The sequence below is a fragment of the Kastovskya adunca genome (assembly GCF_059505785.1).
The window spans coordinates 62925-88678 of record NZ_JCACLG010000049.1; the positions used below are offsets into that span (position 1 = coordinate 62925).

At 47.6% G+C, this 25754-nt stretch carries 24 protein-coding genes and 1 tRNA gene; 11 read left to right on the forward strand and 14 right to left on the reverse strand.

The genetic code is table 11. The features are described from left to right. Positions 1 to 136: 136 nt before the first annotated feature. The 3 genes from AC5JR3_RS19185 to groES form a co-directional block, all read right to left on the reverse strand. On the reverse strand, positions 137 to 1480 hold the full coding sequence (locus tag AC5JR3_RS19185) for an AAA-like domain-containing protein (RefSeq protein WP_495848164.1): 1344 nt from the start codon (positions 1478 to 1480) through the stop codon (positions 137 to 139). Positions 1481 to 1805: 325 nt separating this feature from the next. Next, entirely contained in the window at positions 1806 to 3440 is a 1635-nt protein-coding gene (gene groL / locus AC5JR3_RS19190; protein ID WP_495848165.1) for a chaperonin GroEL, read from the reverse strand. A gap of 95 nt (positions 3441 to 3535) precedes the next feature. Continuing rightward, positions 3536 to 3847 carry a co-chaperone GroES gene (groES, locus tag AC5JR3_RS19195; RefSeq protein WP_495848166.1) on the reverse strand — a complete coding sequence of 104 codons (312 nt, stop codon included), beginning with the start codon at positions 3845 to 3847 and terminating at the stop codon, positions 3536 to 3538. Positions 3848 to 4022: 175 nt separating this feature from the next. On the opposite strand from groES, the gene AC5JR3_RS19200 reads away from it, so the two are divergent. Together AC5JR3_RS19200 and AC5JR3_RS19205 are read left to right on the forward strand one after the other, a co-directional pair. Then, positions 4023 to 4595, forward strand: a complete 573-nt coding sequence (locus AC5JR3_RS19200; RefSeq protein ID WP_495848167.1) for a (2Fe-2S) ferredoxin domain-containing protein — start codon at positions 4023 to 4025, stop codon at positions 4593 to 4595. Positions 4596 to 4942: 347 nt separating this feature from the next. Further along, the gene (locus AC5JR3_RS19205; protein WP_495848168.1) at positions 4943 to 5590 is read left to right on the forward strand and encodes a response regulator transcription factor; all 648 of its coding nucleotides are present in this window, start codon (positions 4943 to 4945) and stop codon (positions 5588 to 5590) included. Positions 5591 to 5638: 48 nt separating this feature from the next. Here AC5JR3_RS19205 and AC5JR3_RS19210 read toward each other — a convergent pair whose 3' ends face one another. From AC5JR3_RS19210 to AC5JR3_RS19225, 4 genes are read right to left on the reverse strand one after another with little or no spacing between them, the layout of a single operon-like run. After that, positions 5639 to 5977, reverse strand: coding sequence for an NIL domain-containing protein (locus AC5JR3_RS19210; protein WP_495848169.1), 339 nt, complete (start codon positions 5975 to 5977; stop codon positions 5639 to 5641). An 8-nt stretch (positions 5978 to 5985) separates the two neighbouring features. Beyond that, positions 5986 to 6864 (reverse strand): sulfate ABC transporter permease subunit CysW, encoded by an 879-nt coding sequence (gene cysW, locus AC5JR3_RS19215; RefSeq protein ID WP_495848170.1) that lies wholly within the window; start codon positions 6862 to 6864, stop codon positions 5986 to 5988. Continuing rightward, positions 6854 to 7705 carry a sulfate ABC transporter permease subunit CysT gene (cysT, locus tag AC5JR3_RS19220; protein ID WP_495848171.1) on the reverse strand — a complete coding sequence of 284 codons (852 nt, stop codon included), beginning with the start codon at positions 7703 to 7705 and terminating at the stop codon, positions 6854 to 6856. The genes cysW and cysT overlap by 11 nt, the downstream gene beginning before the upstream one ends. Before the next feature lie 54 nt (positions 7706 to 7759). Beyond that, complete coding sequence (locus AC5JR3_RS19225; RefSeq protein WP_495848172.1) at positions 7760 to 8884, reverse strand: sulfate ABC transporter substrate-binding protein; 1125 nt, start codon at positions 8882 to 8884, stop codon at positions 7760 to 7762. 260 nt (positions 8885 to 9144) lie between these two features. On the opposite strand from AC5JR3_RS19225, the gene AC5JR3_RS19230 reads away from it, so the two are divergent. Further along, a tRNA-Thr gene (locus AC5JR3_RS19230) sits at positions 9145 to 9217 on the forward strand. Between the two features lie 202 nt (positions 9218 to 9419). On the opposite strand, the gene AC5JR3_RS19235 is transcribed toward AC5JR3_RS19230, so the two are convergent. After that, positions 9420 to 10169: a COP23 domain-containing protein gene (locus AC5JR3_RS19235; RefSeq protein WP_495848173.1), complete on the reverse strand. Its 750-nt coding sequence runs from the start codon at positions 10167 to 10169 to the stop codon at positions 9420 to 9422. 554 nt (positions 10170 to 10723) lie between these two features. Here AC5JR3_RS19235 and crtR point away from each other — a divergent pair. Further along, the gene (gene crtR / locus AC5JR3_RS19240; RefSeq protein ID WP_495848174.1) at positions 10724 to 11626 is read left to right on the forward strand and encodes a beta-carotene hydroxylase; all 903 of its coding nucleotides are present in this window, start codon (positions 10724 to 10726) and stop codon (positions 11624 to 11626) included. 188 nt (positions 11627 to 11814) lie between these two features. Here crtR and aroH read toward each other — a convergent pair whose 3' ends face one another. Together aroH and sppA are read right to left on the reverse strand one after the other, a co-directional pair. After that, positions 11815 to 12234 carry a chorismate mutase gene (aroH, locus tag AC5JR3_RS19245; RefSeq protein ID WP_495848175.1) on the reverse strand — a complete coding sequence of 140 codons (420 nt, stop codon included), beginning with the start codon at positions 12232 to 12234 and terminating at the stop codon, positions 11815 to 11817. A gap of 141 nt (positions 12235 to 12375) precedes the next feature. Continuing rightward, positions 12376 to 13194: a signal peptide peptidase SppA gene (sppA, locus tag AC5JR3_RS19250; RefSeq protein WP_495848176.1), complete on the reverse strand. Its 819-nt coding sequence runs from the start codon at positions 13192 to 13194 to the stop codon at positions 12376 to 12378. A 273-nt stretch (positions 13195 to 13467) separates the two neighbouring features. On the opposite strand from sppA, the gene AC5JR3_RS19255 reads away from it, so the two are divergent. The 7 genes from AC5JR3_RS19255 to AC5JR3_RS19285 all read left to right on the forward strand — a co-directional run bounded on the left by AC5JR3_RS19255 (position 13468) and on the right by AC5JR3_RS19285 (position 21407). Next, positions 13468 to 14532, forward strand: a complete 1065-nt coding sequence (locus tag AC5JR3_RS19255; RefSeq protein ID WP_495848177.1) for a DMT family transporter — start codon at positions 13468 to 13470, stop codon at positions 14530 to 14532. A gap of 260 nt (positions 14533 to 14792) precedes the next feature. Further along, the gene (locus AC5JR3_RS19260) at positions 14793 to 16013 is read left to right on the forward strand and encodes a peptidoglycan-binding protein (RefSeq protein WP_495848178.1); all 1221 of its coding nucleotides are present in this window, start codon (positions 14793 to 14795) and stop codon (positions 16011 to 16013) included. Between the two features lie 260 nt (positions 16014 to 16273). Beyond that, positions 16274 to 17335 carry a glycosyltransferase family 4 protein gene (locus AC5JR3_RS19265; RefSeq protein ID WP_495848179.1) on the forward strand — a complete coding sequence of 354 codons (1062 nt, stop codon included), beginning with the start codon at positions 16274 to 16276 and terminating at the stop codon, positions 17333 to 17335. Between the two features lie 195 nt (positions 17336 to 17530). Further along, a complete protein-coding gene (locus AC5JR3_RS19270; RefSeq protein ID WP_495848180.1) occupies positions 17531 to 18001 on the forward strand; it encodes a tetratricopeptide repeat protein in 471 nt (156 codons plus the stop codon). 171 nt (positions 18002 to 18172) lie between these two features. Then, a complete protein-coding gene (locus AC5JR3_RS19275; protein ID WP_495848181.1) occupies positions 18173 to 19126 on the forward strand; it encodes a S66 peptidase family protein in 954 nt (317 codons plus the stop codon). Between the two features lie 160 nt (positions 19127 to 19286). Continuing rightward, positions 19287 to 20351 (forward strand): uroporphyrinogen decarboxylase, encoded by a 1065-nt coding sequence (gene hemE, locus AC5JR3_RS19280; protein WP_495848182.1) that lies wholly within the window; start codon positions 19287 to 19289, stop codon positions 20349 to 20351. A 30-nt stretch (positions 20352 to 20381) separates the two neighbouring features. After that, complete coding sequence (locus AC5JR3_RS19285) at positions 20382 to 21407, forward strand: NAD-dependent epimerase/dehydratase family protein (RefSeq protein ID WP_495848183.1); 1026 nt, start codon at positions 20382 to 20384, stop codon at positions 21405 to 21407. 291 nt (positions 21408 to 21698) lie between these two features. Here AC5JR3_RS19285 and AC5JR3_RS19290 read toward each other — a convergent pair whose 3' ends face one another. The 4 genes from AC5JR3_RS19290 to AC5JR3_RS19305 form a co-directional block, all read right to left on the reverse strand. Further along, the gene (locus AC5JR3_RS19290) at positions 21699 to 22949 is read right to left on the reverse strand and encodes a serine hydrolase (RefSeq protein ID WP_495848258.1); all 1251 of its coding nucleotides are present in this window, start codon (positions 22947 to 22949) and stop codon (positions 21699 to 21701) included. A 228-nt stretch (positions 22950 to 23177) separates the two neighbouring features. Then, entirely contained in the window at positions 23178 to 23588 is a 411-nt protein-coding gene (gene pirA, locus AC5JR3_RS19295; RefSeq protein WP_495848184.1) for an arginine synthesis PII-interacting regulator PirA, read from the reverse strand. Positions 23589 to 23763: 175 nt separating this feature from the next. Next, entirely contained in the window at positions 23764 to 23946 is a 183-nt protein-coding gene (locus AC5JR3_RS19300; protein ID WP_495848185.1) for a hypothetical protein, read from the reverse strand. Positions 23947 to 24401: 455 nt separating this feature from the next. Continuing rightward, the gene (locus tag AC5JR3_RS19305; RefSeq protein ID WP_495848186.1) at positions 24402 to 25748 is read right to left on the reverse strand and encodes a D-alanyl-D-alanine carboxypeptidase; all 1347 of its coding nucleotides are present in this window, start codon (positions 25746 to 25748) and stop codon (positions 24402 to 24404) included. Positions 25749 to 25754 lie beyond the last annotated feature (6 nt).

The following is a 25754-nucleotide window of genomic DNA, read 5'->3' on the forward strand; positions in this document are numbered from 1 at the left end:
TGGACTTCTTCGTCGCCACCCAAAAAGTTAGCCTAATCTTCCAGCACTTTTTCGTTCATGTCCCGATACAGAAGTTTTAGTGAATCCATCGGACAAATTCCTCCTTCAATATATCGAAAGTCATTAAACCAATAAATTAGCTCGCTATGCGATCGCGAAAATACCTCACGTACAACTGGCAACTCACCGTCGCCCGATCGCCTACAAGATGCACCAACCCCATACTTTGCAACTTAAACGCCTCCACCAAATCCAACTCCACAGGTGCCTTGCTCCTCACCACCTCACCAAACGCTGCTGCCAACGAAGGCTCTTGTTGCAGGTTCCATAATTGTCGTTGTAAGTGATTGCTATAAATTCCCCCTGTTGTAGAGGACGTTTGCCACACCTGCTTGAGATGGACATCCCCACGTCCAATGTGATATAGTCCAACCCGAACTAAAAAGGGATTCCCACCCACGAAATCCGTCAGTTGCTGTGCCTCCTCATCTGACCAATCCAGTTCATGCCGTCGAGCCAAATCTTGCACCTGTTCGCTTGTGAATGGCGGCAGCTCAATCGGTAGCCCCACATTTAAGTCTGATTTATTGGCACTCAGCGAGATATAAATTTCGGTAGAGCATACCACAACTAACCGGAGTTTTCGCCAAATTTCCCGATTCTTTGCCTCCTCATGCCAGGTTCGCAAAAGTCCAAAAAAATCACTCGCCAAGTCAGGATAGGAGAACAAGCGATCGACATCATCTAAACCTAGCACCAGAGGCTGGGCGATTGAGGCTAGCAAATACTGCTCAAAGTACATCTTGCAGCTAACAATACTCCCAAAAGCCTCATCCCAATAGTCCCCTAGCTGATTAGGGAGTTGCAAACCTAGGCTCACGTTAGCGCAGAACCATCGTAAGAATAGCTCCAAATCTTGGAAAATCTTTCCATCGGCTAACTGAAAGCTTAAAGACACCGTTCGTAAGCCAAGATTTGCGCCTTGATCGAGAATCCTCGACATTAGCGAAGTTTTCCCCATCCGTCTGGGAGCTTTGAGCCGGATGAGCGCCCCCGATTGTAAAATTGTCTTGTAACACTCAGACTCTATCGGGGGACGCTCCACATAAAAGGATGAATCCAGAGGTACTTGACCACCCGGTAATTCCAGCTCTATAGCTTTCTCTGGCTGTGTATTGTCTGATACCTCAACCTCCTCTATCTGAGGAGAGACCCGGAAATAATCAGTTGGCTTTAAAGTCAAATTAAAAGCACTGAAGCAGCTTTTTAGGGTTTTCTTATCAACCCTAGCTTCGCAGGCATATACCTTCATCAGAGTATTCACAACCAAGCCCGTGCGATCGCTCATATCTTCGAGAGTATACCGATTGCCGGAGTTTTCAAAAAATTCTGCTTTAGATATTGCGGTCTGTAACTTCTGAAATCCCTGTGATGTCAGGATTACACCACGCCTGCGCTTATCTTTGTTTCTTGTCAGCATCCTATCGTTAGTGTTTAACCTCTTTGCTCCTCTTTAGATTTACTTTATAAATAGCCTCTTAACCGTGACTCACCAGGAATTCCCTTCCTCTAACCCAGTGCAGCAACAGCGAAGCGCATTGCTATTGCGGAGTAGGGAGGGGATGGAAGGAAGGGTGGCTTCGTGCTGCATCACCAATTTCCTAGGAGGGAGCGAGTCAATCTGGTGAACTTGTATGCCCAATCTTTTTTTATTTGTGCAGGATTAAAAACAAAAAAAATAGCTGTCTCCACCAGGAAACAGCTATTTCAGTAATTAGGCGAACATTGCTCGCCCTAGTAGAGAATTAGTAGTCGAAGTCACCGCCCATGCCAGCACCAGCGCCAGCAGCGCCATCCTTCGGCTCAGGCTTATCCACAACGATGCACTCGGTGGTTAGCACCATACCAGCGATAGATGCCGCGTTTTGCAGAGCAGAACGAGTCACCTTAGCAGGGTCAACGATACCAGCTTCAAACATATCAACGAACTCGTTGGTAGCTGCGTTGTAGCCGACGTTGAAGTCTTTTTCCTTCACCCGTTCAGCAATAACAGCACCGTTTTGACCAGCATTCTCAGCAATTCGCTTCAGAGGTGCAGCCAAGGCACGAGCGACGATCAACGCACCCGTTAGAGCTTCATTTTTCAGATTCTCGTTTGCCCAAGTTTCCAACTGAGGAGAAAGGTGAGCCAGGGTTGTACCACCACCGGGGACAATACCTTCTTCAACGGCTGCTTTGGTAGCGTTGATAGCATCTTCCAAGCGCAGCTTGCGGTCTTTCATCTCGGTTTCGGTAGCCGCACCAACTTTGACTACAGCGACACCGCCAGCCAGTTTAGCCAAGCGCTCTTGCAGCTTCTCTTTGTCGTAAGAAGAGTCAGTTTCTTCGATTTGACGACGGAGCAGCTCACAACGGCTCTTAACCTCTTTCTCGTTGCCTTCGGCGACGATGGTGGTGTTGTCTTTGGTTAGGGTGATGCGACGGGCTTTACCCAGCATTTCTAGCTTGGTATTGTCCAGCTTCAGACCTGCATCTTCGGTGATCAGTTGACCACCAGTGAGGACAGCAATGTCTTCCAGCATCGCTTTACGGCGATCGCCAAATCCAGGAGACTTAACTGCGGCGACGTTCAGCACACCACGCAGACGGTTGACTACTAGGGTAGCTAGGGCTTCTTTCTCGATGTCCTCAGCAATAATCACTAAGGGACGACCGGAACGAGCCACCTGCTCTAGCACGGGTACAAGGTCTTGTACCAGGGTAATTTTCTTATCGGTGATTAAGATGAAAGGCTCATCAAAGACGGCTTCCATCCGCTCCATATCAGTGGCGAAGTAAGGAGAGATGTAGCCTTTGTCAAAGCGCATCCCTTCGGTGATTTCCAGCTCGGTGGTCATCGACTTCCCTTCTTCTAGGGAGATGACGCCTTCTTTACCGACTTTGTCCATCGCATCGGCGATCATCTGACCGACTTCATCGTCGTTCCCGGCAGAGATAGCACCGACTTGGGCGATCGCTTTAGAATCTTCGATTTGCTTGGCGTGTTCAGCAATTCTTTCCACCAAGAAGCCTGTGGCTTTGTCAATACCGCGCTTCAGGGAGATAGCATTGGCACCAGCCGCGACGTTCCGCAAGCCTTCTTTGACCATGGCATGTGCCAGCACGGTTGCGGTTGTGGTACCGTCACCCGCCGCATCGTTGGTCTTAGAAGCGGCTTGACGAATCAAAGCAACGCCAGTGTTTTCGACGTTGTCTTCTAGTTCGATTTCTTTAGCAATGGTGACGCCGTCATTAACAATCTGCGGCGCACCGAATTTCTTCTCTAAAACAACGTTGCGACCTTTAGGGCCAAGGGTAACAGCAACGGCTTCCGCTAGGATATCCATACCTCTTTCGAGGGCGCGACGAGCATTCTCGTTGTAAATGATGCGTTTAGCCATATTAGTTGTTTGTTGGTGTGAGTGGTTATGTGGTGAGTTACGGGTTAATTAATTACAGGTTTTTAGTTTTAAAAACCAAAAACTTAAACTAAAAACTAGGAAACGACGGCAAGAATATCTTTTTCAGAAAGTAGAACGTACTCTTCATTGCCTAGCTTGACGTCAGTACCCGCATACTTGGAGTAAAGAACCTTGTCGCCAACTTTCACTTCTGGCTCTTGACGAGACCCATCATCGTTGCGCTTTCCAGGGCCAACGGAGACGATTTCACCAATTTGGGGTTTTTCTTTAGCATTGTCTGGTAGCAAGATTCCACCAGCAGTTTTTTCTTCAGCGGCGCTTACTTTTACGAAAACGCGATCGCCTAATGGTTTAACGGTTGAAACACTTAGAGTTACAGCTGCCATACATTTCTCTCCACTTCATCTACTGTAGGAGTTAAGTTAGCACTCTCAACCCCTGAGTGCTAATTTATCTAAAATAAGCCAGTGAGCGCAACAAAATCATGGGTACGGGTTCCCGAACTTATGTATGATAGCGGCGCAAAGACAGCCAGCTAGCTTTCACAGAACTATAGGTACAATGCCAGCAGAAAAAAGCGATCGCCAAGCCCCAGCCCTAACCCTTTCCCAAAACGCCGTTAACTCAGAAGCCACACCAAACGTGACAGCGGAAAGTAAGCCAGACGATTTAACACTCAGCGTACAAAGCCTAAAACTCGATCGAATTCAACGACACGTTTTCATCTGTGCTGACCAGACTGTGGCTAAATGTTGCACCAAAGAAAGCAGCATCGAAGCCTGGAACTACCTAAAAAAACGCCTCAAGGAACTGAAACTCGACCAACCAACCAACGAGCGTCCTAGCTGTGTCTTCCGCACCAAAGCGAACTGTCTGCGTGTTTGCACAGCAGGGCCAATTTTAGTCGTCTATCCCGATGGGGTCTGGTATCGCCATGCCACTCCCGACGTCATCGAGCAAATCATTCAAGAGCATCTCATCGGTAACAACGTTGTAGAGGAATATGCCTTTTTGGTTCATCCTTTACCCCAACCGGAGTGTCTTCCTGTTAACGCGGCTGATCAGGCAAAGAAAGACGCCGCACCAAGCTCAGACACTCCGGGAGAACAGGATACAAAACCCGCTAATCCTTAGGGATGCACGACCGAATTTTCCGGTAATTATTCACCGGAAGTTAGACCAAAAAAGCGATCGCCAGGATTAAGAGCCTTTTAAGCTATATGACGGCTTTAGCATAAGTTTTTTTAAACTCAGTACACTAGCATAAGACCTACATCGCCTACGTAAGTTCTAGGATTTACGAGACTGTCCTCAGTGAAACCCTCTGCCCATTTTGCTCTCCAAAGTAAGGAAAAATTACATCTTTCCTGTGTGAACTCACTGAGTAGCGGTAAAGTTAGTAACGAGTAATGATCTCGTGGATAATACATAGAAGGCAATTAGCTAATTTTCAGCAAGCAAGGCATGATGAGTGTCATAGTATGAAAGAAAACGGTGTCCAAGAGAATAAGCGACTGCTGCTGATTGATGACGACCCCAATCTCATCTTGCTAGTCAAGGATTATTTAGAGTTTCGTGGGTACGAAGTGATCACGGCTGAGAATGGTCGGGAAGCACTCTTAGTCTTAGAGCAAGAAGTCCCCGACATGATCATTTGTGATGTGATGATGCCGGAGATGGATGGTTATGCTCTGGTAGAACATGTCCGACAAGACCAGAAAACCAGCTGGATTCCCGTGCTATTTCTCTCTGCCAAAGGTCAAAGTCAAGACCGAGTTAAAGGGCTGAGTACAGGGGCTGATGTTTACATGGTCAAACCCTTTGAACCGGAAGAACTAGTTGCCCAAGTCGAGTCATCCCTAAAGCAGGCTAGCCGTCTAATTCATCACTCTGGCACAGGTGCAGATAGCGGGCCAAAACTTCAGGTTCCTGCTGATGTTGAGTTGACGCCAACTGAGTTGAAAGTCGTGCAATTTGTTGCCCGAGGCATGGCAAATCGTGAAATCGCCGAGAAACTCAATGTCAGTCAACGAACCATTGAGAGCCATGTTTCTAACATGCTAGGTAAAACAGGACTTCATAACCGAACGGAGTTAGCACGTTGGGCAATTGAAAGCAATATGGCTTGAAGTAGGTAAAGGTTAATAGTTAGAAGAAATGGTTAAAAGCAACAGGGCTTACCAACCATCTTCTTCTGAATTAGCTCCCCTCCAAGTCTCCAAATCCATTTCATCTAAGTAGATCAACGCGCTTTGAATTTGGCGGTTTGATCCTCGTAGCTCTAGATCAAACCAGCCGTCATCGCGTGCATTTGCCCCTAACAGAGCCGCTGCGATATTGACCGTGACACCGTGGTGAGAAACTAGCCGTGAAATAATAGGTTCGTCGTTGTATTCTTTCGGAATGCGGATGCGGATGCGAGTTTGAGTCGGTCTGTCGGCTCCTTGATCATTCTGAGTTAATGACGATGCAACTAGGGGCTCTTCATGTAATTTTTCGGGATTGTTAAGGGTCATAGCAACTTCTATTCAACCTCCTCAATTCGGGTTTTACGTTCGAGGATTTCTTTGAGTACTAACGTTACAAAGGCAAGTCCTGCAAGCAGCACAGCGGCGGAAAAGGCAGATTGCGTTAGGTATTGTTTATAGTTTTCTTCCACAAACAGCGGTAGGGTTTGGGTTCTACCAATGATGTTGCCAGAGACAACTGATACAGCACCGAACTCCCCCATAACTCTGGCATTGGTTAAAATCACACCATACAAAAGCCCCCAACGGATATTAGGCAGGGTGACACGCCAGAAAATTTGCCAGTTGTTCGCTCCTAAAGTTTTTGCCGCTTCTTCTTGCTCAGAACCCACTTCTTCTAAAACTGGAATGACTTCGCGAGCAACAAACGGCATAGAGATAAACGCACTTGCTAGCACCATTGCAGGTAGGGCAAAAATCACTTGAATATTTGCTCCCTGCAAGAAGGGGCCAAACCAACCACTCCGTCCGTAAAGCAGCACAATCATCAAGCCTGCAACGACGGGAGAGACGGCAAAGGGAATATCTAATAGGCTCACAACTAAGGCGCGTCCCCAAAATTGATGCCGCGCGATCGCCCATGCTGCACATAGCCCAAATACCATATTGATCGGCACAACAATCACGGCAATGATCAGAGTCAGCTTAACGGCATTAAGAAAAGCAGGTTCTGTCAGATTGGCGAAAAACGGATCAACCCCACCTTGAAAAGCTTGTACAAAGACATTAATGGCGGGAATAAATAAGACTAAGCCTAAATAGGTAAGCGCTATCCCAATCAAAACAGGTTTAACCCAGGCTTTCTCTCGGTTTGCCTGCAATGGTTTTTCCGTAGAAGTTCCTGGCTGAAAAACCTCTCCTAAATCAGAGTTCATAACGTCGCCCCCAAGCTTGTAACAGATTGATTGCCAACAAAATTAATAGGGAAATCCCTAACAGCACCGTGCCAATCACAGTTGCACCTTCATAGTCATACTGTTCTAACCGCTGGAAAATCAGCACCGAAGCGATTAAGTCACGAAAGGGAATATTCGCAGCAACAATCACCACCGAACCATACTCCCCAACCGCACGGGAAAACCCTAATGCCACACCTGTCAACATCGCCGGGATCAGGGGTGGTAGCAAGACTCGCCAAAAGGTTTGCCATTGCGAGGCTCCCAAACTCCATGCTGCCTCTTCCATTTCCGGCTCTAGTTCCTGCAACACAGGTTGCAATGTCCGCACCACGAAGGGCAAGGAGATAAACAGCATGGCAACGCCGACTCCCAGACGAGTGAACGCAACTTTGATTCCCAATGGTGCCAGCAAAGAGCCAATCCAGCCGTTCTCGCTGTACACCGTTGCCAGTGTCAAACCAGCCACAGCGGTTGGGAGGGCAAAGGGCAAATCGATCGCCGCATCAATCAACCGTCGGAAGGGAAAGTCATAGCGGACTAACACCCAAGCAATTAACACGCCAAAAACGGCATTGATCAGTGCTGCCACCAAGGCTGTGACAAAGGTAACCTCATAGGCAGCCAGTGCAATCGGGCTGGTGGCAATGCTCCAGAACTTGCTGGGGCTGACCATGCTTGCTTTCAAGAGCAATGCCGATACGGGTAACAGCAGCATGATCGTGAGATACCCGATCGTAATCCGCCAAGGCAAAGAAAGCTGAGTAAGCTGGCGGACTGAATTTTTCCAAGCTGGAGTTCGTTGAGAGGTAGAAGTCATGAACAACTCAATAAAATTAAAAAGTCGGCTTTCTTTTCGTGCTTTTTAAATTCCCTACTGAATACGAGATTGGATTTCGTCAAAGATGGCACCATCGGCAAAGAACTTCTCCTGGACTGCGTTCCAACCTCCCATGTCTTGAACAGTAAATAGGGTTTTGACCTTGGGAAACTGAGTTGCTACTTCCTTTGCCACGGTTGGGTTTACAGGGCGAAGTCCAGCTTTGGCAAATTCCCGTTGCGCTTCTGGGGTAAAGAGGTACTGCACAAAGGCTTCAGCAACTTCTCTGTTGCCGTGTCTATCGACGTTTTTATCCACTACAGCAACGGGATTATCAATCGAAATATTTACGTCAGGCACCACATAAGGAAGTATTAAGCCATGTTTTGCTGCCAGAATAATTTCATTTTCGTAGTTAATCAGCGCATCGCCTTGCCCTTGCTTAAAGAAGGCATCGCTGGCTTCACGAGCGTCTCTGGGAAGGGCGGGAACGTTTTTGTAGACCTTGCTGGTAAAGTCTAGGGCTTCGCCAACTTGCCCAGACTCACTGGAGGCGTCATCTCCCGCCTGAGTCACTGAACCCCACAAGGCAAGGAAGTTCCACCGCGCACCGCCGGAAGTTTTGGGATTAGCGGTAACGACACTAATATTATCTTTGGCTAAGTCTTCCCAGGAGTTAATTCCTTTGGGATTGCCTGGGCGAGTAACAATTGCCCCAACTGATTGAAAAAGAATCGAATTGTTCGGTGCTTCTTTTTCCCATCCCGGTTCAATCAGTCCGGCTTTTTCTATTTTCTTTACGTCTAGTGCTAACGCCAAGGAAACGACATCGGCGTTTAATCCATCAATCACAGCACGGGTTTGAGCGCCAGAGCCACCGTAGCTTTGATAGATAGTCACGTCCTGGTTATGTTCTTGTTTCCACTTTTTTGCGAACTGGGGAATGATTTTTTCGTATGCTGCTCTGGTAACAACGTTGGAGACGAGGGTTAGCTCAACTCGGTCTTTTCCTGCGGAGGTAACGGGGGCAGAGCAGGAGGCGATCGCTACACTGAAACTAACCCCTACTAAAAAGAAGCACGCAAACTTTTTGAGGGGAGCTAGGTGTAGCCAGTTTGGGAGCCATTGACTCTTTAATAGCGGTGACGATCGCTGAGTGATTTTTTGCCATAAGTGCATAGAACGTCCTCGTCTTAATCCCCAGTTAATCGGTCGGGATACCGGACTTAGTAGGTATGACAATAGATACTAACGCAGACGAAGACTTTTTTGTGCAATTTGCCATAAATTTCGTCGAGTTAACCCGATAGCCAGCAGATGCTTTCCCTTGTAGAAGGAGTCAGGGCGATCGCCACAGCTAATTATCCAGAATCTGAAACAAGTAAAATCTTCAGAAGCCCAGGCAGTGGTTCACAGAATTTGATATATTGTTTTTAGCTGCTGGTGTAACTCAGTTGGTAGAGTAGCTGATTTGTAATCAGCCTGTCGCAGGTTCAAATCCTGTCACCAGCTTTTAAAAGTTCTCAAAAAATTGAGCGATCGCTATATTTCAACGTCAATTCATGACTTGGCAGCGATCGCTCTCAAAGCTTTTCCGATTCTGACCTTGCTGTTGATCCATACAAGCGGAAGCAATTACTTATAAATCATCCAGCGTCATCTTATTCATCACCTTGCCCGATGGAGGCGATCGCGCTCAAAACCTCCACTCAACTTAGCGAAAATTATTTGGGTTCAGGCGAGGATTAGCAGGCGTCCGAACACCACCATTTAACCGGGTACCTGTACCACCATCGGCTCGGTCTAAAAATGGACGCAGGTTAATACTGTTACTTTGTCCAACACGCTCATTTCCTACCCCTAACACAGATAAGCCTTGGTTCAAAATTTGATTCAGTAGTTGGGAATTGCTACCCCGACCGACAAAAGTATTCACGGCTTCTGTTTCCTGACCACTATCAGCAATCGTTAAGTTCTGGAAAACGCGATCGCGTATAATTCCTGGATCTTGACCTGGAGGTACCGTTAGGACAATCCGACAACTAGGATCTTGCTGCGTGGTCACACAAACGATGTTGTGGTTATTTTCAACCGCCGTCTGCATTTCCAGCAAACCATCAGGACGATAAGACTCTAAGCGATCGCCAATCGTGTTGCAACGGCGTTCAGGCGTCCAGCCTCCACCCAATTCACTCGGTACTGCCCAAGGGTAGGCTTCATCCGGTTGACTTTGAGGGTAATAGATAACCGTGTATTTTCCATTCAAAAGCTGGCAAGCAAACCGATTCACATCATTAGCCTCCGAAGTCTGAGACTCTGTTTCTACCTCTACATTCTGAGCCAATACCTGTGTCTGACTGGGAGCGATCGCTGTAGCCGAGGTACTACTTCCTAGTAAAGCTGCTACACCAACCGAAAAACCCAGCCACTTAAACCCCAAAAGACAATTAAAGCGCTGTGGCATCACTAAAACTCCACTTCTAAATTGCTTGCCATTAATATCGGCATCATAGCCTCTGTTCTAGCTTGACGCCTACTAAAAACTACTAATCTCCCCAAGTTTTTAGCTATTCTAAATAGTAGGAAATAATTTACTGTTGTGGATATATTATTCGCCTATAATTATTTTACAAATGGTCAATCTAAAATAGAAAGCCAATATTAAAACTAGATATATATATAAAATTAAAGAGATAGGGTATTTATTATTCTCAAGTTAGTAGCTTTCTATCTGCAATATCTAAAATTACTAGATACTGGCGTAGATTGCAGAAAAACGGAAATCTTTCTACCTTTCAACCACAGGAGCCGTATTCTATAAACCTGCTCTCCCACAGTCTCAGCTGTTCCCATCATCAATGTCAGCTTTGTGCTCAGCCAACATACCTATCAGAGCCGAACTTTCAGCTCAAGTTATCAATCCAAGTATTTTTATAAACCAATTTTTTAATAAATCTTTATATAATCTGATAAGTATCTTATACTACAAAAAGACAATAACAAGGAGCAATTACAACGATGGTGGAGGCAACAAAGCCACTAACAGTCCCAAGAGAATTACTGGAGACCCCTGGGTACCGCAGTCCCACCTTTGTAATGTTTGTGAGTTCGCTCTTGATGGTCGTGCTATCAAACTTTGGTTATTGGCTCTGGAACTGGCCAGATTGGTGCTGCTTTACCACCAACGTTCTTGCCCTACATTTGGCAGGGACAGTAATTCACGATGCCTGTCATAATTCCGCTCATCGCAATCGTATTATTAATGCCATCATGGGGCATAGTAGTGCGTTGCTGTTAGCGTTTTCTTTTCCTGTATTTACGCGGGTTCATTTGCAGCATCACGCCAATGTTAACCACCCAGAAAACGACCCGGATTACTTTGTTTCTAGAGGAGGGCCGTTGTGGTTAATCAATGCCCGGTTTCTCTATCACGAAATATTCTTTTTCAAGCGCAGATTATGGCGTAAATATGAATTATTAGAATGGTTCTTGAGCCGTTTATTTGTCGGGAGTATTTTCTATATTGCCTGTACTCATGGCTTTTTAGGCTATATCCTTAATTTTTGGTTTATCCCGTCCGCCATCGTGGGACTAGCACTGGGGTTATTTTTTGATTACTTACCCCATCGCCCTCATCAAGAGCGCGATCGCTGGAAAAATGCCAGAGTTTACCCCAACCGTGTCTTAAACTTGCTAATTGGGGGACAAAATTACCACCTGATTCATCATTTGTGGCCGTCTATTCCCTGGTACAACTATCAATCGGCTTACTACGTGGCTAAACCTCTTTTAGATGAGAAAGGCTGCGAGCAATCCTTAGGACTGCTGAGACCAAAAGACTTCTGGCATTTTATCTACGATATATTTGTCGGCATTCACCTGTTTGCTAAACCCGACAACAAGCAAATAGAAAAGGCTTAAGCTAAACAAGTAAGGCGAGACCCCCGGCTTCCCTAAGAAGTCGGAGATCCCAAGCGCTAGCATCTCGCAAGTTCAGCAAACCAAGGGGAGCAGATCTGACAGGCTCCCTTTTTTGTTATGGCAATTTTTGGGATGAATTAATTTTATTTCTGATTGGGCATTACCGACGATGATCTGACGCTGAGATGTTATCGGTAGCGGGATTGTCTCGCTGACGAAGTGGGTAAAGCTACTTGAGACTGGCTCCAATCAGGGCGAAGATTTTTTGCTTGACGGAGATAGGGATGGTAAATTTCTGCTTGTAATGCTGGAGTATTGACGTGAATCAGAAACCGGATGCAACGCTCTAAACTGCCTTCAACGTGCATCTGCTGAACATCTAACAAAGGAACATTATCCCACTGGGGACGTTCTCGTGCGATCGCTGCGGGGAAAATCGCATCTAAGTCTTTTGTCGTTGTGAAGATGGCACTGATAACTTCTTCGTAGTCGATCTGGTTATGAGTTTCCAGTTCGTTTAGCAATTCTGACACTGCCTCTCGAATTGCCTCAACTGTATTAGCTGAGGCAGTTGTTGCTCCACGGATTGCTCTGACTCGCCACTCCACGTTAAATCCTCCTTTTCTAGGGACTGGGAATTAGGAAAAATCAAAAAAACTAGAGCATTTACTAGCTCCTGAGACAAGGTCAGCGTCTCTTTAATAAGAGCTGCTTGGCGCTACTTCTTTTGATTTCCCTATCCCCCTTAATTAAGGTCTGTATAACCACAAGGGCTGACCACTAGTAGACAGTTCAAATTCTACCCAGTCTATACCAGCCGATAGTGCTGATGCTCTTTGTCCACTAGATACAAGGCGATTCCAGAAAGGTTTGGGTTCCTCAATGGTGTGACACTTGGTTTTTTCTGGGTCAAGCCCAGCTAGTTCTGCCACCCAACGGCGGGCATCTTCCTCAGTACCCAGTCGGTCAACAACCCCTAACTCTAAGGCTTGCTCTCCTGTGAAAATTCGACCATCAGCAAAGCTTCTTACTTTTTCTACCGTCAGTCGGCGTCCCTCGGCAACTGTTTGAACAAATTGGTGATAACTTGTATCAATTAGTTCTTGCAGAATATTTTTTTCTGGCTCAGTCAGTTCCCGATCGAAGGCGAGAATGTCTTTGTAGGGGCCAGATTTAATCACTTTGAAGGAAACGCCAATTTTATCGAGCAGGCGTTCTAAGTTATTCCCGCGCAGAATCACACCGATGCTACCGGTGATCGTGCCGGGGTTGGCGACAATATGTTCTGCTCCCACGCCGATATAAACGCCACCTGATGCTGAGATATTGCCAAAGCTGGCAACAATTTTGACTTTCTCTCGCAGGCGCAGCAAAGCACTATAAATTTCTTGGGAGTCGCCAACGGTACCGCCAGGGCTATCAATTCGCAGTAGTAAGGCGGGATACTTTCTTTCTTCGACAGTACGCAGTGCATCCAGAACCCGTTTGCGGGTTGCACTAGCGATCGCACCTGTAATTTCAATACGGGCAATTTGCTTTCGAGTTTTGGGCTTAAAGGGCCAGACCATGGGTGATTTTAGGAACGAATCTTAAATGTGAGAAGTGGGATAGTAAGGTCGCGACACACCCTACGCTAGGCGATCGCTGCAAATGTGCAAACCTTTCTCTAGTTTGCACGATTCAGCCAGGATTGGTGATTTTGTTGCTCGCTCATAGCTACTAGTGCTGGCGGAGAAACTTGTACAATTACTTAACAAAATTTAGGAATTGAGTACAATTCAAGAAATACACTTCTAAAAATTCATTTTTAATCGTTCTTTAGCCCACACCAAAGCAATCTTATGCAGCTTAAGCTCACTAACCAGCAATCTGTCTTTTCTGCCTTACTCCTGATTGCCCCCTTCTTTTTGTGGGCAACGGCAATGGTAGCAATGAAAAGCGTGATTCCTAATACAACACCGTTGTTTATGGCGGGGGTGCGTTTGTTACCTGCGGGAGCCTTGGTGTTGGGAGCCGCAATCTTCATGGGGCGTTCCCAACCGCAAGGCTGGAAAGCGTGGCTATGGATTAGCCTGTTTGCCCTAGTAGATGGGGCGATGTTTCAAGGATTTTTAGCTGAAGGATTGGTGAAAACCGGGGCAGGTTTGGGGAGCGTGATGATTGACTCCCAACCCCTAGCCGTGGCAATTTTATCGGCGTGGCTGTTTGGCGAAGTCATTGGGCTGTGGGGCTGGCTGGGACTGGGTATTGGTATTTTCGGCATCAGCTTGATTGGCTTACCGGACGAGTGGATTTTTAATCTCCTACAAGGCAAGGAAATTACGGCATCTGTAGGTTTCCAGCAGCTATTTGAGAGTGGCGAGTGGCTAATGTTGTTAGCGGCGCTGTCGATGGCATTGGGAACGGTGATGATTCGCTTTGTCTGCCGTTACGTCGATCCGGTGATGGCGACAGGTTGGCATATGGTTTTGGGCGGGGCGATCATGTTTGCCCTTTCTGGTGTTTGGGAAACTCAGCAGTGGGTGCAGCTCGACTTCTCTAGCTGGATGGCGCTAGCGTACTCGACGATTTTTGGCAGTGCGATCGCCTATGGGTTATTTTTCTACTTTGCCTCTCAGGGAAATCTCACCAGCTTGAGTTCTTTGACCTTTCTTACACCCGTTTTTGCTCTTTTATTAGGAAATTTAATCTTATCTGAAGTCCTAAGCCCCTTACAGTGGATAGGAGTCAATTTTACTTTAATTAGCATCTATTTAATCAATCAACGAGAAAATCTGGCACAGCGATCGCCTAGCCAGCTAAATACTCAATCAATCGCCTCAGAAACAGCGACTCAGGAAATAGAAAATGAGTTGGACGAGAAAAAGCCACTACCAGACGCCTCTAAATCACCTCTTAGGGTCTGATCAATCAGACACCGAAATGTTGCACAATCGTTAGTAGACTTAGAAAACAATAGCAATACGGTTATTCTCTACTTTGGTGCTTTAAGGAAGGCGAGGGGCGAACGTCTACTAACCAAAATTTCTTGATGGTGCATCAGTCCTGAACTTGATAGGTTACGAATCAATTTTCTGCACTTGATGCAGTTACGATTGAGCTAGTTTAGTTCAAGTAATTTCTAGACGGGTAACACTGGCTGCACCCTTAAGACCTTGCTTAGTCTATGATTCGCTACCGATTTACTGTACTTATAGCTACCTGCATTACCTGCCTGGGTATTAATCCCAGTTCCAGCCGCCCCTCCGAATTCTTGGGGCTAGCGAATGCCTGGACTGCTGCCAAGGTCTACCCCCTAGAAGTGGCGCAAGCGCCTCCAGTGTCTGCCAATCAACCAGTACTCCAATTAGGCGATCGCGGCGCACCCGTCATTGAGCTGCAAAAACAGCTAATTACCCTCGGCTACTACGATGGCTTAGCTGATGGCACCTACGGCGAAAGTACACAAAGTGCCGTCTCCGAATTTCAAACCTCAATCGGTTTAGTTGCCGATGGCGTCGCCGGGCAAGCAACTCGTAACAGCCTAAAACAACGTGCAGAGGCCGAGCCAACGGCGTCAGCCACCCCAGCAAACCCGACAACAGATGCGGCACAAGCTAGCCCAGGAAGGAAAATTCCTTGGGTATTGGTTGGTACAGGCGTCGCCCTTGTCACCCTAGGTGGAGGACTTTTCTTGCTACTCAGGTGGTTTAATAGCCCTCCAAAAACCGCCCTTCCCAAATCGACCTCCAGACAAGACGATAAATTTTTACTCAGCAATCTAAATGCCAGTCCGCAAGACTTCCAAGAAGAGGCGCGGCATCATGAAGTTGATAGTAATGGGCACCTCGCTGCTGTTTCACCCGTTGCCGATACAAATAATCCCGACAATCGAGCCAGCCGCCAGAATCCTAATGATTCCATCCCCCTGCAAAAAACTACTCGCCTTGCCAAAATCAATATTGTTGATGCTTTAATCAAAGATTTACAAGCACCTGACCCAACAAAGCGGCGGAAGGCTATTTGGGAACTTGCTCAACGGGGGGATTCCAGGGCAGTACAACCCCTGATAGACTTGATGGTTGATTCTGATTCCAAGCAGCGCAGCTTAATCCTAGAAGCGTTGTCGCAAATTGGTACAAGAACCCTCAAACCGATGAATAGAGCCTTAGCAATTTCTCTGCAAGACGAAAACGCCGAGGTACGGAAAAATGCCATTCGGGATGTCACCCGCATTTATGAATTAGTCTCGCAAGCTAGCCAATTACTCTGCCATGCGGCTGATGACCCCAACCCGGAAGTTCAGGATACAGCCCGCTGGGCATTAAACCAACTCAACCGCATCCACAACGCATCTACATTAGATAGTTTGCCGCCTTCCAAAAGCTCGGACAATCCGAAGGAGTAGCAGCCACTTTGGGAGTCCTGAGTCCTGAGTCCTGAGTCCTGAGTGAAGTATGAAGGATGAAGTATGAAGGGTGAAGTATGAAGTATGAAGTATGAAGGGTAAGAGGTTCTCCCCTGCACCCCTGCACCCCCGCTCCCCTGCACCCCCGCTCCCCTGCACCCCCCGCTCCCCTGCACCCCCGCTCCCCTGCACCCCCGCTCCCCTGCACCCCCGCTCCCCTGCACCCCCTCTCAGGACTAACAATAACTGACTAGTAACTGATGACCAAAAAACTTTTATTTGTCTCCACCTCCATTGGCACATTGGGGTCAGGGTTGGGGGGAGGGGTAGAGTTGACGTTGCGTAATATCGCCACTGAACTGGTGCAGCGGGGCTACAGGGTCACGATCGTAGCGCCTCAGGGATCTACAGCTTGGGGAATGCCTTTGGTAGAAATTGCGGGTTCCCATCAAATTAGCGCTCAAACTCAAGGACGCTCTGCTCCAGTCGTAATTCCCCACAATTCAGTCTTGGCGAATCTGTGGGATTACGCGCGACAAGTACAGGACAATTATGATCTGATTGTTAATTTTGCCTATGATTGGTTGCCGTTTTACCTGACGCCTTTTTTTAACTGTGCGATCGCTCATTTAGTCAGTATGGGTTCGCTAACAGATGTGATGGATGAGGCGATCGCACGGGTAGCAACGCAGTTTCCCGGTACGATTGGCGTTCACAGTTACGCTCAGGCTCAGACATTTCCCTTTGCGAGTCAGTGCCAATATTTAGGCAATGGTATTGATTTATCGCAGTACGACTTTTGCCAACACCCCTCAGCTGGGTTAGCTTGGGTGGGTCGAATTTCGTCAGAGAAGGGTTTAGAAGATGCGGTGGCGGCGTCGCAGATTACGGGAATTCCTATGAAGATTATGGGCTTTATGGAAAATAAAGCCTACTGGCAGCAAATTAACCAGGATTACCCAAACGCCCCTATTCACTATGAAGGATTTTTAGAAACGGCAGAGTTACAAAAGCGCCTAGGGGAATGTCGGGCGCTACTCGTGACGCCGCGCTGGGTGGAAGCCTTTGGCAATGTCGCTATTGAAGCCTTGGCTTGTGGTGTTCCAGCGATCGCCTATCGTCGCGGTGGGCCAGCGGAAATCGTCGAGGATGGGAAAACAGGCTTTTTGGTGGAACCCGACAGCGTAGAGGGGCTAGTAGCAGCAATTGGGCGCTTGGGGGAAATTGACCGTCAGCTTTGCCGTCAACGAGTGGTTAAGGAATACTCAAATCAAGCCATGGGCGATCGCGTTGAACATTGGTTCAACGACATTTTAGGCTGATCAGAGGCTAGGAACTAGACCATCAGCTACAGTAGTCTCTCCGTTCACACGGAGATATAAAGCACTTGATCTCATCCTTCTGACTCAAAAAGTCTACTGCTCCTGAGAGGTTATTAAAACTGAACAGGGCAACAATACTAACTAGAGTAAAGACAAAAATGCTGTCACTTTCTAGTGCGAAAAACCTGTACAGCTATGAGCGAGACATCAATTGAAGCCTTACTTGAAGATTTGAAAAACCCAGATGAGGCTGTTCGCAATCGGGCGACAGTAGAACTCTGGCGCATCTGGTTTCAGCAGAAGGGCATGTATGGTAGAGAACTCATTGAGCGGAGTCAGGTGCTGTTGACCTTTGGAGAAATTAAACAAGCTGAAGAACTGCTCACCGAACTGATTGAGAACCAACCAGATTTTGCAGAAGCATGGAATCGGCGTGGAGTCCTCTACTACATCATCGGAGAGTACGAAAAGGCAAAAAATGACTGCAATCGAGTTCTTGAGCTAAATCCGGTGCATTTCGGTGCATTTCACGGTCTAGGTCTGTGTTGTGCTGCATTAGGTGAGTATTACACCGCCATTCAAGCATTCCGCAACGCTTTAGAAATTCAGCCTTATGCCTTGATTAACCAAAAGCTGATTTTAGAATGTACCGCACGGTTAAATTGAATTTCACCTCAAAAAAGGAGATTTTCATAACAACGAGCCTGGGCGTCTTCCTTGGAAATCCACCAGTTCGGAGCCGATAAAATAGACTTTCCTCAAATATTTGCGTCTACAGCGCCTGTCGTTGGTGACGTTGAAATTTGAGTGCCAGTTGTGAATAAGGATAAACTTCTATTGAAATCTCTTAAGTGCCAGCCACCGCCACCGCTAAAACCGGGGGACTTGCTGCGGGTGATTGTTCCTAGCGGTGCTTTGCGAGAGTTTGAGGCGTTTCAACAAGGAATTGCGGTTTGGCGATCGCGTGGCTACAAAGTCGAGCTTCCGAGTAACTGGGATGCCAAGGACGGCTACCTCGCAGGCTCAGATTCCGAACGTCGCCGCCAACTCGCCGAGGCTTGGAACGACCCTGAATGTAAAGGCATTCTCTCTGCCAGAGGGGGCTACGGTAGCACTCGTTTGCTGGAAGATTGGACGTGGGAGCTACAGGAACAAACAGCCCTCCCTTACCACTCAGAACTCAGAACTCAGAACTCAGGACTCCCAAAGTGGCTAATCGGCTTTTCCGACATCACCAACTTACTCTGGAGCTTATCCCACATCGGCATCTCTGGCGTTCACGCACCTGTATTAACGACCATCGCCGCAGAACCCGAATGGTCAATTGAGCGGCTATTTAACTGGGTAGAAAAACACACCTTAGACCCCTTGCAAGGGAACGGCTGGGGAGGTGGTAAAGCGAGGGGAATTCTCCTCCCTGGCAACCTCACCGTGGCAACTCATCTCCTTGGCACTGCCATTATGCCCCCCTTAGAGGGCGTGATTCTAGCGCTAGAAGACGTGACAGAGGCTCCTTACCGCATTGACCGTCAGTTGACTCAGTGGCGGATGAGTGGGGCATTTAAAGGCGTTAAAGGAATTGCTTTAGGGCGGTTTAGCCGTTGTGAAGCTCCTTCAGGGATACCAAGTTGGAAAATTGAAGAAGTATTACGCGATCGCCTCAGTGGTCTCGGCATTCCCGTTGTTTCCAACCTCCCCTTCGGTCACGACGGTGTCAACGCCGCTCTCCCTGTTGGTGTTTTCGCCGAGCTGGATGGCGACAGGGGTTGCTTGAGCTTTGAGCCGAAGTAATGAAGCCCAGGAGCAAGGAGATGCGATGACACTACCCGTTCAATTTTCTAATCCTCGCCCCCAATCCCTACCCTTCAACCTTCCTCCAAACCTCCGAATAGACAAACCCGAAGTGATAAGCTAACAAATGCGTTTTAAAACTATCTGGGGAAAAGATTAGATGACTGGCTCAACCGAGGTTCCCTATCTGTTACGGGCAGCTCGTGGTGAAGTATTAAACCGCCCGCCTGTATGGATGATGCGGCAGGCAGGACGTTATATGAAGGTTTATCGGGATTTGCGGGATAAGTATCCTTCCTTTCGCGAACGCTCTGAAAAAGCAGACATTGCCATTGAAATTTCACTGCAACCTTGGCGAGCGTTTCAGCCGGATGGGGTGATCATGTTTTCAGATATTCTGACGCCCTTGCCAGGGATAGGTATTCCCTTTGAAATTATTGAAAGCAAAGGGCCAATAATTGACCCGCCTATCCGCACTCAAGAACAAATTGACAAGCTGCACCCTCTAAACCCAGAGGAATCGCTGCCGTTTATTAAACAAATCTTGCAGACGCTGCGCCAGGAAGTAGGCAATAAGTCAACCGTACTGGGCTTTGTAGGTGCGCCCTGGACGCTGGCAGCTTATGCGATAGAGGGAAAAACCTCTAAAAGCTACTCTGTCATCAAAGGGATGGCATTCTCTGAGCCTGACTTGCTGCATCAGTTTTTGGGCAAAATTGCTGATGCGATCGCTGTTTATGTCCGTTACCAAATCGACTGCGGTGCTCAAGTCGTCCAGATGTTCGACTCTTGGGCAGGGCAACTCAGTCCTCAAGACTATGAAACCTTTGCTTTACCCTACCAGCAGCGCATAGTGCGTGCGGTTAAAGAGACTCACCCTGATACACCATTGATTCTCTATATCAGCGGTAGCGCTGGAGTACTGGAACGGATGGGGCAGTCTGGCGTCGATATTATCAGCGTGGACTGGACTGTCGATATGGCAGAGGCAAGACAGCGTTTAGGTGCAGAGATGAACGTGCAGGGAAATATGGACCCTGGCGTGCTATTTGGTTCGCAAGACATCATTAGCGATCGCATCCTTGATACCATTCGTAAAGCTGGGAACAAAGGTCACATCCTCAATCTTGGTCACGGCGTCTTACCGGGAACTCCCGAAGATAATGTCAGGTTCTTCTTTGAAACTGCCAAGCAAGCGGATCAGTTACTTGCCGTTCGCGCTTAAATTCTTTATCGCTGCACGTTGCACAGAACCATGACTCCCAAGCGGATTTTTTTGACAGGTGCTAGTGGCTGTATAGGTCATTACATCGCCGAAGCGTTGATTCAGGAGACGAATCACGAGCTGTATTTGTTAGTCAGAGATCCAGCCAAACTGGGATTTGACTACGAAGCTCGTCCTGGCGTCACAATTTTGAAAGCAGACTTGCGCGAAATTGACCTGTTCGCTGACTTGCTCGAAACCATAGATGTAGCAATCCTCGCTGCCACAGCGTGGGGAGGAGCAAGAGACTCTTTTGACATCAACGTTGTTAAAACAATCCGCTTGATGAGCCTGCTTAACCCTAATTACTGTGAGCAGGTAATTTACTTTTCCACAGCTAGTGTCCTTGACCGCGATAACCAATTACTCAAAGAAGCGGGTCAACTGGGTACAGAATATATTCGCTCTAAGTACGATTGTCTGACGCGCTTAGAAAAATTGGCGATCGCTCCCAAAATTACCACCCTTTTTCCCACCTTAGTTCTAGGCGGCGACAGCAATAAACCTTACTCCCATCTCTCCACAGGCTTACCAGAAGTCGTCAAATACGTGGACTTAGTTCGCTGGTTCAAAGCCGACGGAAGTTTTCACTTCATCCACGCGCGGGATATTGCTCAAGTCGTTCGCTACCTGGTTGACCATCCACCCGCGAGTTACAGTGCAGAGCCAGACAATCCTCCCGCTAACCGCCTCGTCTTAGGAAATCAGCCCCTCACCGTCAATCAAGCCATAGAAGAAGTTTGCCACTATTTCCATAAACAAATCTACTTCCGTCTGCCACTCCAACCTTGGCTGGCTAACTTTTTCATCGCCTTGTTCCGCATTCAGATGGCAGCTTGGGATAGATTCTGCCTCGACTATCGGCACTTCACCTACAAAAACGCTGTTAACCCCGCTACCTTTGGCTTACCGCCCTACTGCACCACCCTCACACAGGCAATGAACATCACTGGGGTTTCTAGCTCCACAAAACCATTTCCCCGCCAGGTAGAGCCGTTAGAAACAGAGAAAGAATAAGCTTGGTGCCACGCCTGCTATAAACTTTTACTCGCTCTCAAAACGTGTAACTGCGATTAAACACCCATAACGTTGAAGCTGGAAAGAGTCAACAGAGAATGCCGGATCAACTCTGTTCTCTATACGGTCAGATACCCTGCTCTAGGGAGCGAACAACGCCAGGAAAACCTGACATTTTTCTGCTTTTCTTAACGTCCTCGCCTTGCAAGCCGCTAGGCGCGTCTATAAAGTTGATTAAAAGCCTCACTGTGGTGAAAATTTTGTGGAAGCGTTGACTAGGCGCTGACACCCTTAGTTCAGGTAGTTGTAGACCAAACTGGAAGCTTGACGAATAAAATCCCTACCCCTGGTGTCGTTGTAGGGACGGCGGACATAAATCCCTGCTAAGTACTGCTTGCCACTGGGCATCGTAACCACTCCCGCATCCCCAATCAAAAAGCCAATATCCCCAGTTTTGTGAGCAATTGTGGCTCCCTTCCCTAAACCAGCAGGTAGTAGGGTGCGAGTCTTAGTTTGGCGCATAATCCCTAATGCCTGCTCCCGGCTTGATGAAGAAAGCAACTTATCCTGGGTAAGCAGTGCTAGCAAACGCACTTGGTCGGTTGCACTGGTGACGTTTGTCCCTCGGAAGTCACCCAGTAGATTGCGAATCACTGTCTTTTCCAGTCCCCAGCTCCGGAAACGCGCGTTGAGCTTGTCAATACCGCCCAAACGGTCAATGATCATGTTTGTGGCGGTGTTGTCGCTGATGGCAATCATCTTGGTAACTGTTTCTAAGCTGCTATACTTAGTCCCCGCTCGTTGCTGCTGCATCGTTCCAGAGCCGCCAGTCATCAGGTCACGCCGCATCACCAGGGTTTCATCCAAACGAACCTTCCCGGCGTCTAAGTCTTGAAAAAAGGCGATGAGGATGGGCAGTTTGATTGTACTGGCTGCCGGAAATACGCGATCGCCATTAATATCCAGATAATTTCCGCTATCCAAATCCAGAAAAAACATTCCTGGCTCCAGGAAACTATAGCGAACCATCAACGCTTCAAGTTGAGACTGAAGCCCCGACATTTCTGTTTTTAAAGGAACCACCCCAGCCAACTTAAAGGATGGTGCTGGCTCCAAAGGAATATTGATTTCGGATGTACCCGTTGTTAGTTGACCCGGTTCAAAGGAGGGTAACTGCACCACCCAACGCGTTGGAGAATTCCCGCGAACCTTCACTTTCGTTGGGTCTAGGGTATAGCCCGAAGCTAACTCAATCACCATTCGGGTAGTCTTGCTGTTAACCTGTCCCAGACGAACTTCCTTAATCAATGGATTGCTCTTGGGGTGGTACTGAGAGAGTCCCAATTTGATTCCTGGTAAATCAACCACAAGTCGAGTGGGATTAGCAATGACAAAGGCTTTTGGTTCAACGCCCTCATCTGTAACTAGGTCAAGCTGACGGCGAGTAGGATCAAAGTTCCAAGACGCTAAGCTACCCGCTTGCGCCGCAGAAGAGAACAGAAAAACACTCATTAAGCTGGGTAAAAACCAGCGTCCTTTCACCACGATGTCTCCTTGTTGCTAGTACATCGGTTAAAACTCAAGTGCAAGGTGATGCAGCGTAGTTTTTACCAATTGAACGACGGGTCTATGAGAAGGATAATCCTCTAGAAAAGTTTCCCTACGCAAAAGAACGCAAAAGAGAACACGGCGGCATTCAGTCACTAAAAAACCCGCCTTGAGCGGGTTTCCTAGGTATGCCTCTAAGTTAATTGAGGTCTAACTCAGCAACTAGAGAGAATGCGACAACTGCTTTGACTCTTTTTCGAGCATACGAACTAAGTTCTCATCTCCCTTAGCCTTAGCAACTGCTAATCGGCGTTCTAGGCTGCTGCGGATATTAGCTAGGTGGATTCTTGCTGCCTCATCTATCACATCGGGATTGCGGGTTGACCAGATGCTATTGTTTTCCAGCGCCGCAGCAAGCCGAGTTACGGCTTGTGGCTTCGCGGCTACAGGTCTTCCAGTAGAGTAAGCAACACTACGATAAGTCAGGTTTTTAATGGAGTGGGGAACGGGGATGTGTTTGGGGTAGTGGACATGCCAAGGCTGTCCCCGATAATTTCCTCCGATTTCACCTTCCGTTACTTCCTGGTTGGATGGCTCGTATTCGTATTGGGCACCGCGATAAGTAAGTTTCATATGTTGTTATCTACTTTTTGTTGTTTTTCTCAAATCATCTAACTGGGAATAATGTTCCGTTGTCAGATGTAGTCATCAAAAATATTTCTGTATCTATTTTGACAGTTTTTTTCAGAATATGTCAAATGTTAAGAAATCCGTACAAACTGGGGAGAAAAATTGTCTAAAAAGTGATTTAAATCACTTTCAGTTGAACTAGGGGTGAGTAACTAACTTTCGTGAGGTGTAAGTGGTTAACGTCTTGCCAGCCGTTGAGTTCATTCTTGTCAGTAACTAGCGATCGCGCCATTGCAGCTAGCCAGAAACAGAGCAAATTGCCATGTAGCCTAAGAAACAAACTCTTGAGAAGAGACGACATAAAAAATAGCGATCGCTCATCTATCAAAAGTATTGAATGGTTACAAATTCATCAAAAGATTACGAATAACCTTGCAAAAGTGCAGCCAGAAAGCAAAGCAATCCCAACGCTGTAAACTGGCTTTTCCGTAATGTTTCAACGCTGATAGCTGTTCAAATTCACCCGGTAAGATCAGCCAACGCGGTGAAGTGCGATCGCCTCAACTCACCCTACATTGAGGTATTACGCAACCTGACACCTTCCTTGCACGTCTTGTCAAAGCCCAGGAGACACCATGACGCCCACACGCTCAACTGTTTTCCCACTTACCCTAAAACGCACGGCAACCTTGCTGTTTACCGCTTTAGTACTACCAGGGTCTGTTAATGCTGCTACGAATTGTCGTCCCGGTTCTGACGCGTTAGTTGAATACCTCACTTTGCTGCTTCGCCAGCTCACTAGTTCCCAATCTTCTGTCAACTGTTGCTTTTTGATTCCCTAATCTTTAAGTCCTCAAGAGGAATCCTCACCTCACTAATGATTTCATTGCGACGAGTATCACCGAGACTTGCTTGAATATTGGTTGTCGTCACTTTAGGGAGGGAGGCTGTTCCCCACTGTTTAGAGAGCTGAGTCAGGATCTGGTCTTGCTGGGCTTTGAAGCTAGCAATATCACCACCTCGGTTAATGATCGCAAACCAAACCAACCCGCGATCGCGAGTTGGCATTACTCCGGCTAGAGCACTCACTTCTCGTAGCGTTCCGGTCTTGATTACAGTCCCTTGAGGAATATTGCGTGTCAACAGGGTGCCCCGATTGTCGCGTCCAGAGACAGGGAATAGATCGGCAACAGTAAGTTGATGCGGCTTTAAAGAACGCTCAATAGCCATTAGCATCGCGCAGGCGGCGCGGGGTGAGATACGGTTCTCCATCCCTAAGCCAGAACCATTAATGAGCTGAATTTCTTGTTGAGGAACATCAGCCGTTTGTGATGCTAACTTCGCGACAACTTTGGCACCACCGAGGGAGGTTGCCAGCATTTCTGACATCGCATTGTTGCTATAGATATTCAGCTCTTTGAGTATTTGCGTTAAGGGCAAAGAGCGGTGACGGATCAATTCGTATTTTTTCGGAATCGGATAGGAGGCTATAGCGACACCACCAGCGATCGCTACTTGCGGTTTGGGAGTTCCTTTACGCATGCGGCTGTAGTGGAGCGTGACGGCTCTTGACCACAGGGCGGAGTTCATCCCAGAAGCAAGCATCTGAGCAGAGAGTAGCTGATTTTCTTGGTAATTCATATAGAAATCGCCCGTGACAATTAAACGTCCTGTCACGCGGCGAATGCCTTGTTTGTTGAGGGTATTACCGAGGGCGATCGCTTCTTCCCACACAAAGAACGGATCGCCACTCCCCGTAATCACCAAATCCCCTTGCAACACTCCATTTTTAATCGGCCCTGTCGCACTCACAAGGGTTTCAAACTGATGATTGGGCCCCCAGTGCTGCAACGCCGCCAACGTCGTTGCAATCTTGGTTAAGGAAGCAGCGGGTAGGGGAACCGTTCCCTGATTGTTTGCCAATCTCGTCATCCCCGACTGCATCCACACGCCCTGATTAGACGTAGCTAATCCTTTAGTACTCCACCCTTTTAGAGACTGCTTAATCACAGACGCCGCTGCTGGATCTGGCTCTGATGGTAGGCTAAATAACGCCGCATCCTGCCACGCCAATAACTGAACCGTATTCAAATGAGCGGGCTGAATGCCTACCAGTTCTAGCATTAACGCCATTAATCCAGAGCTAAGTCGTTGTAGTAGCATCGTGCC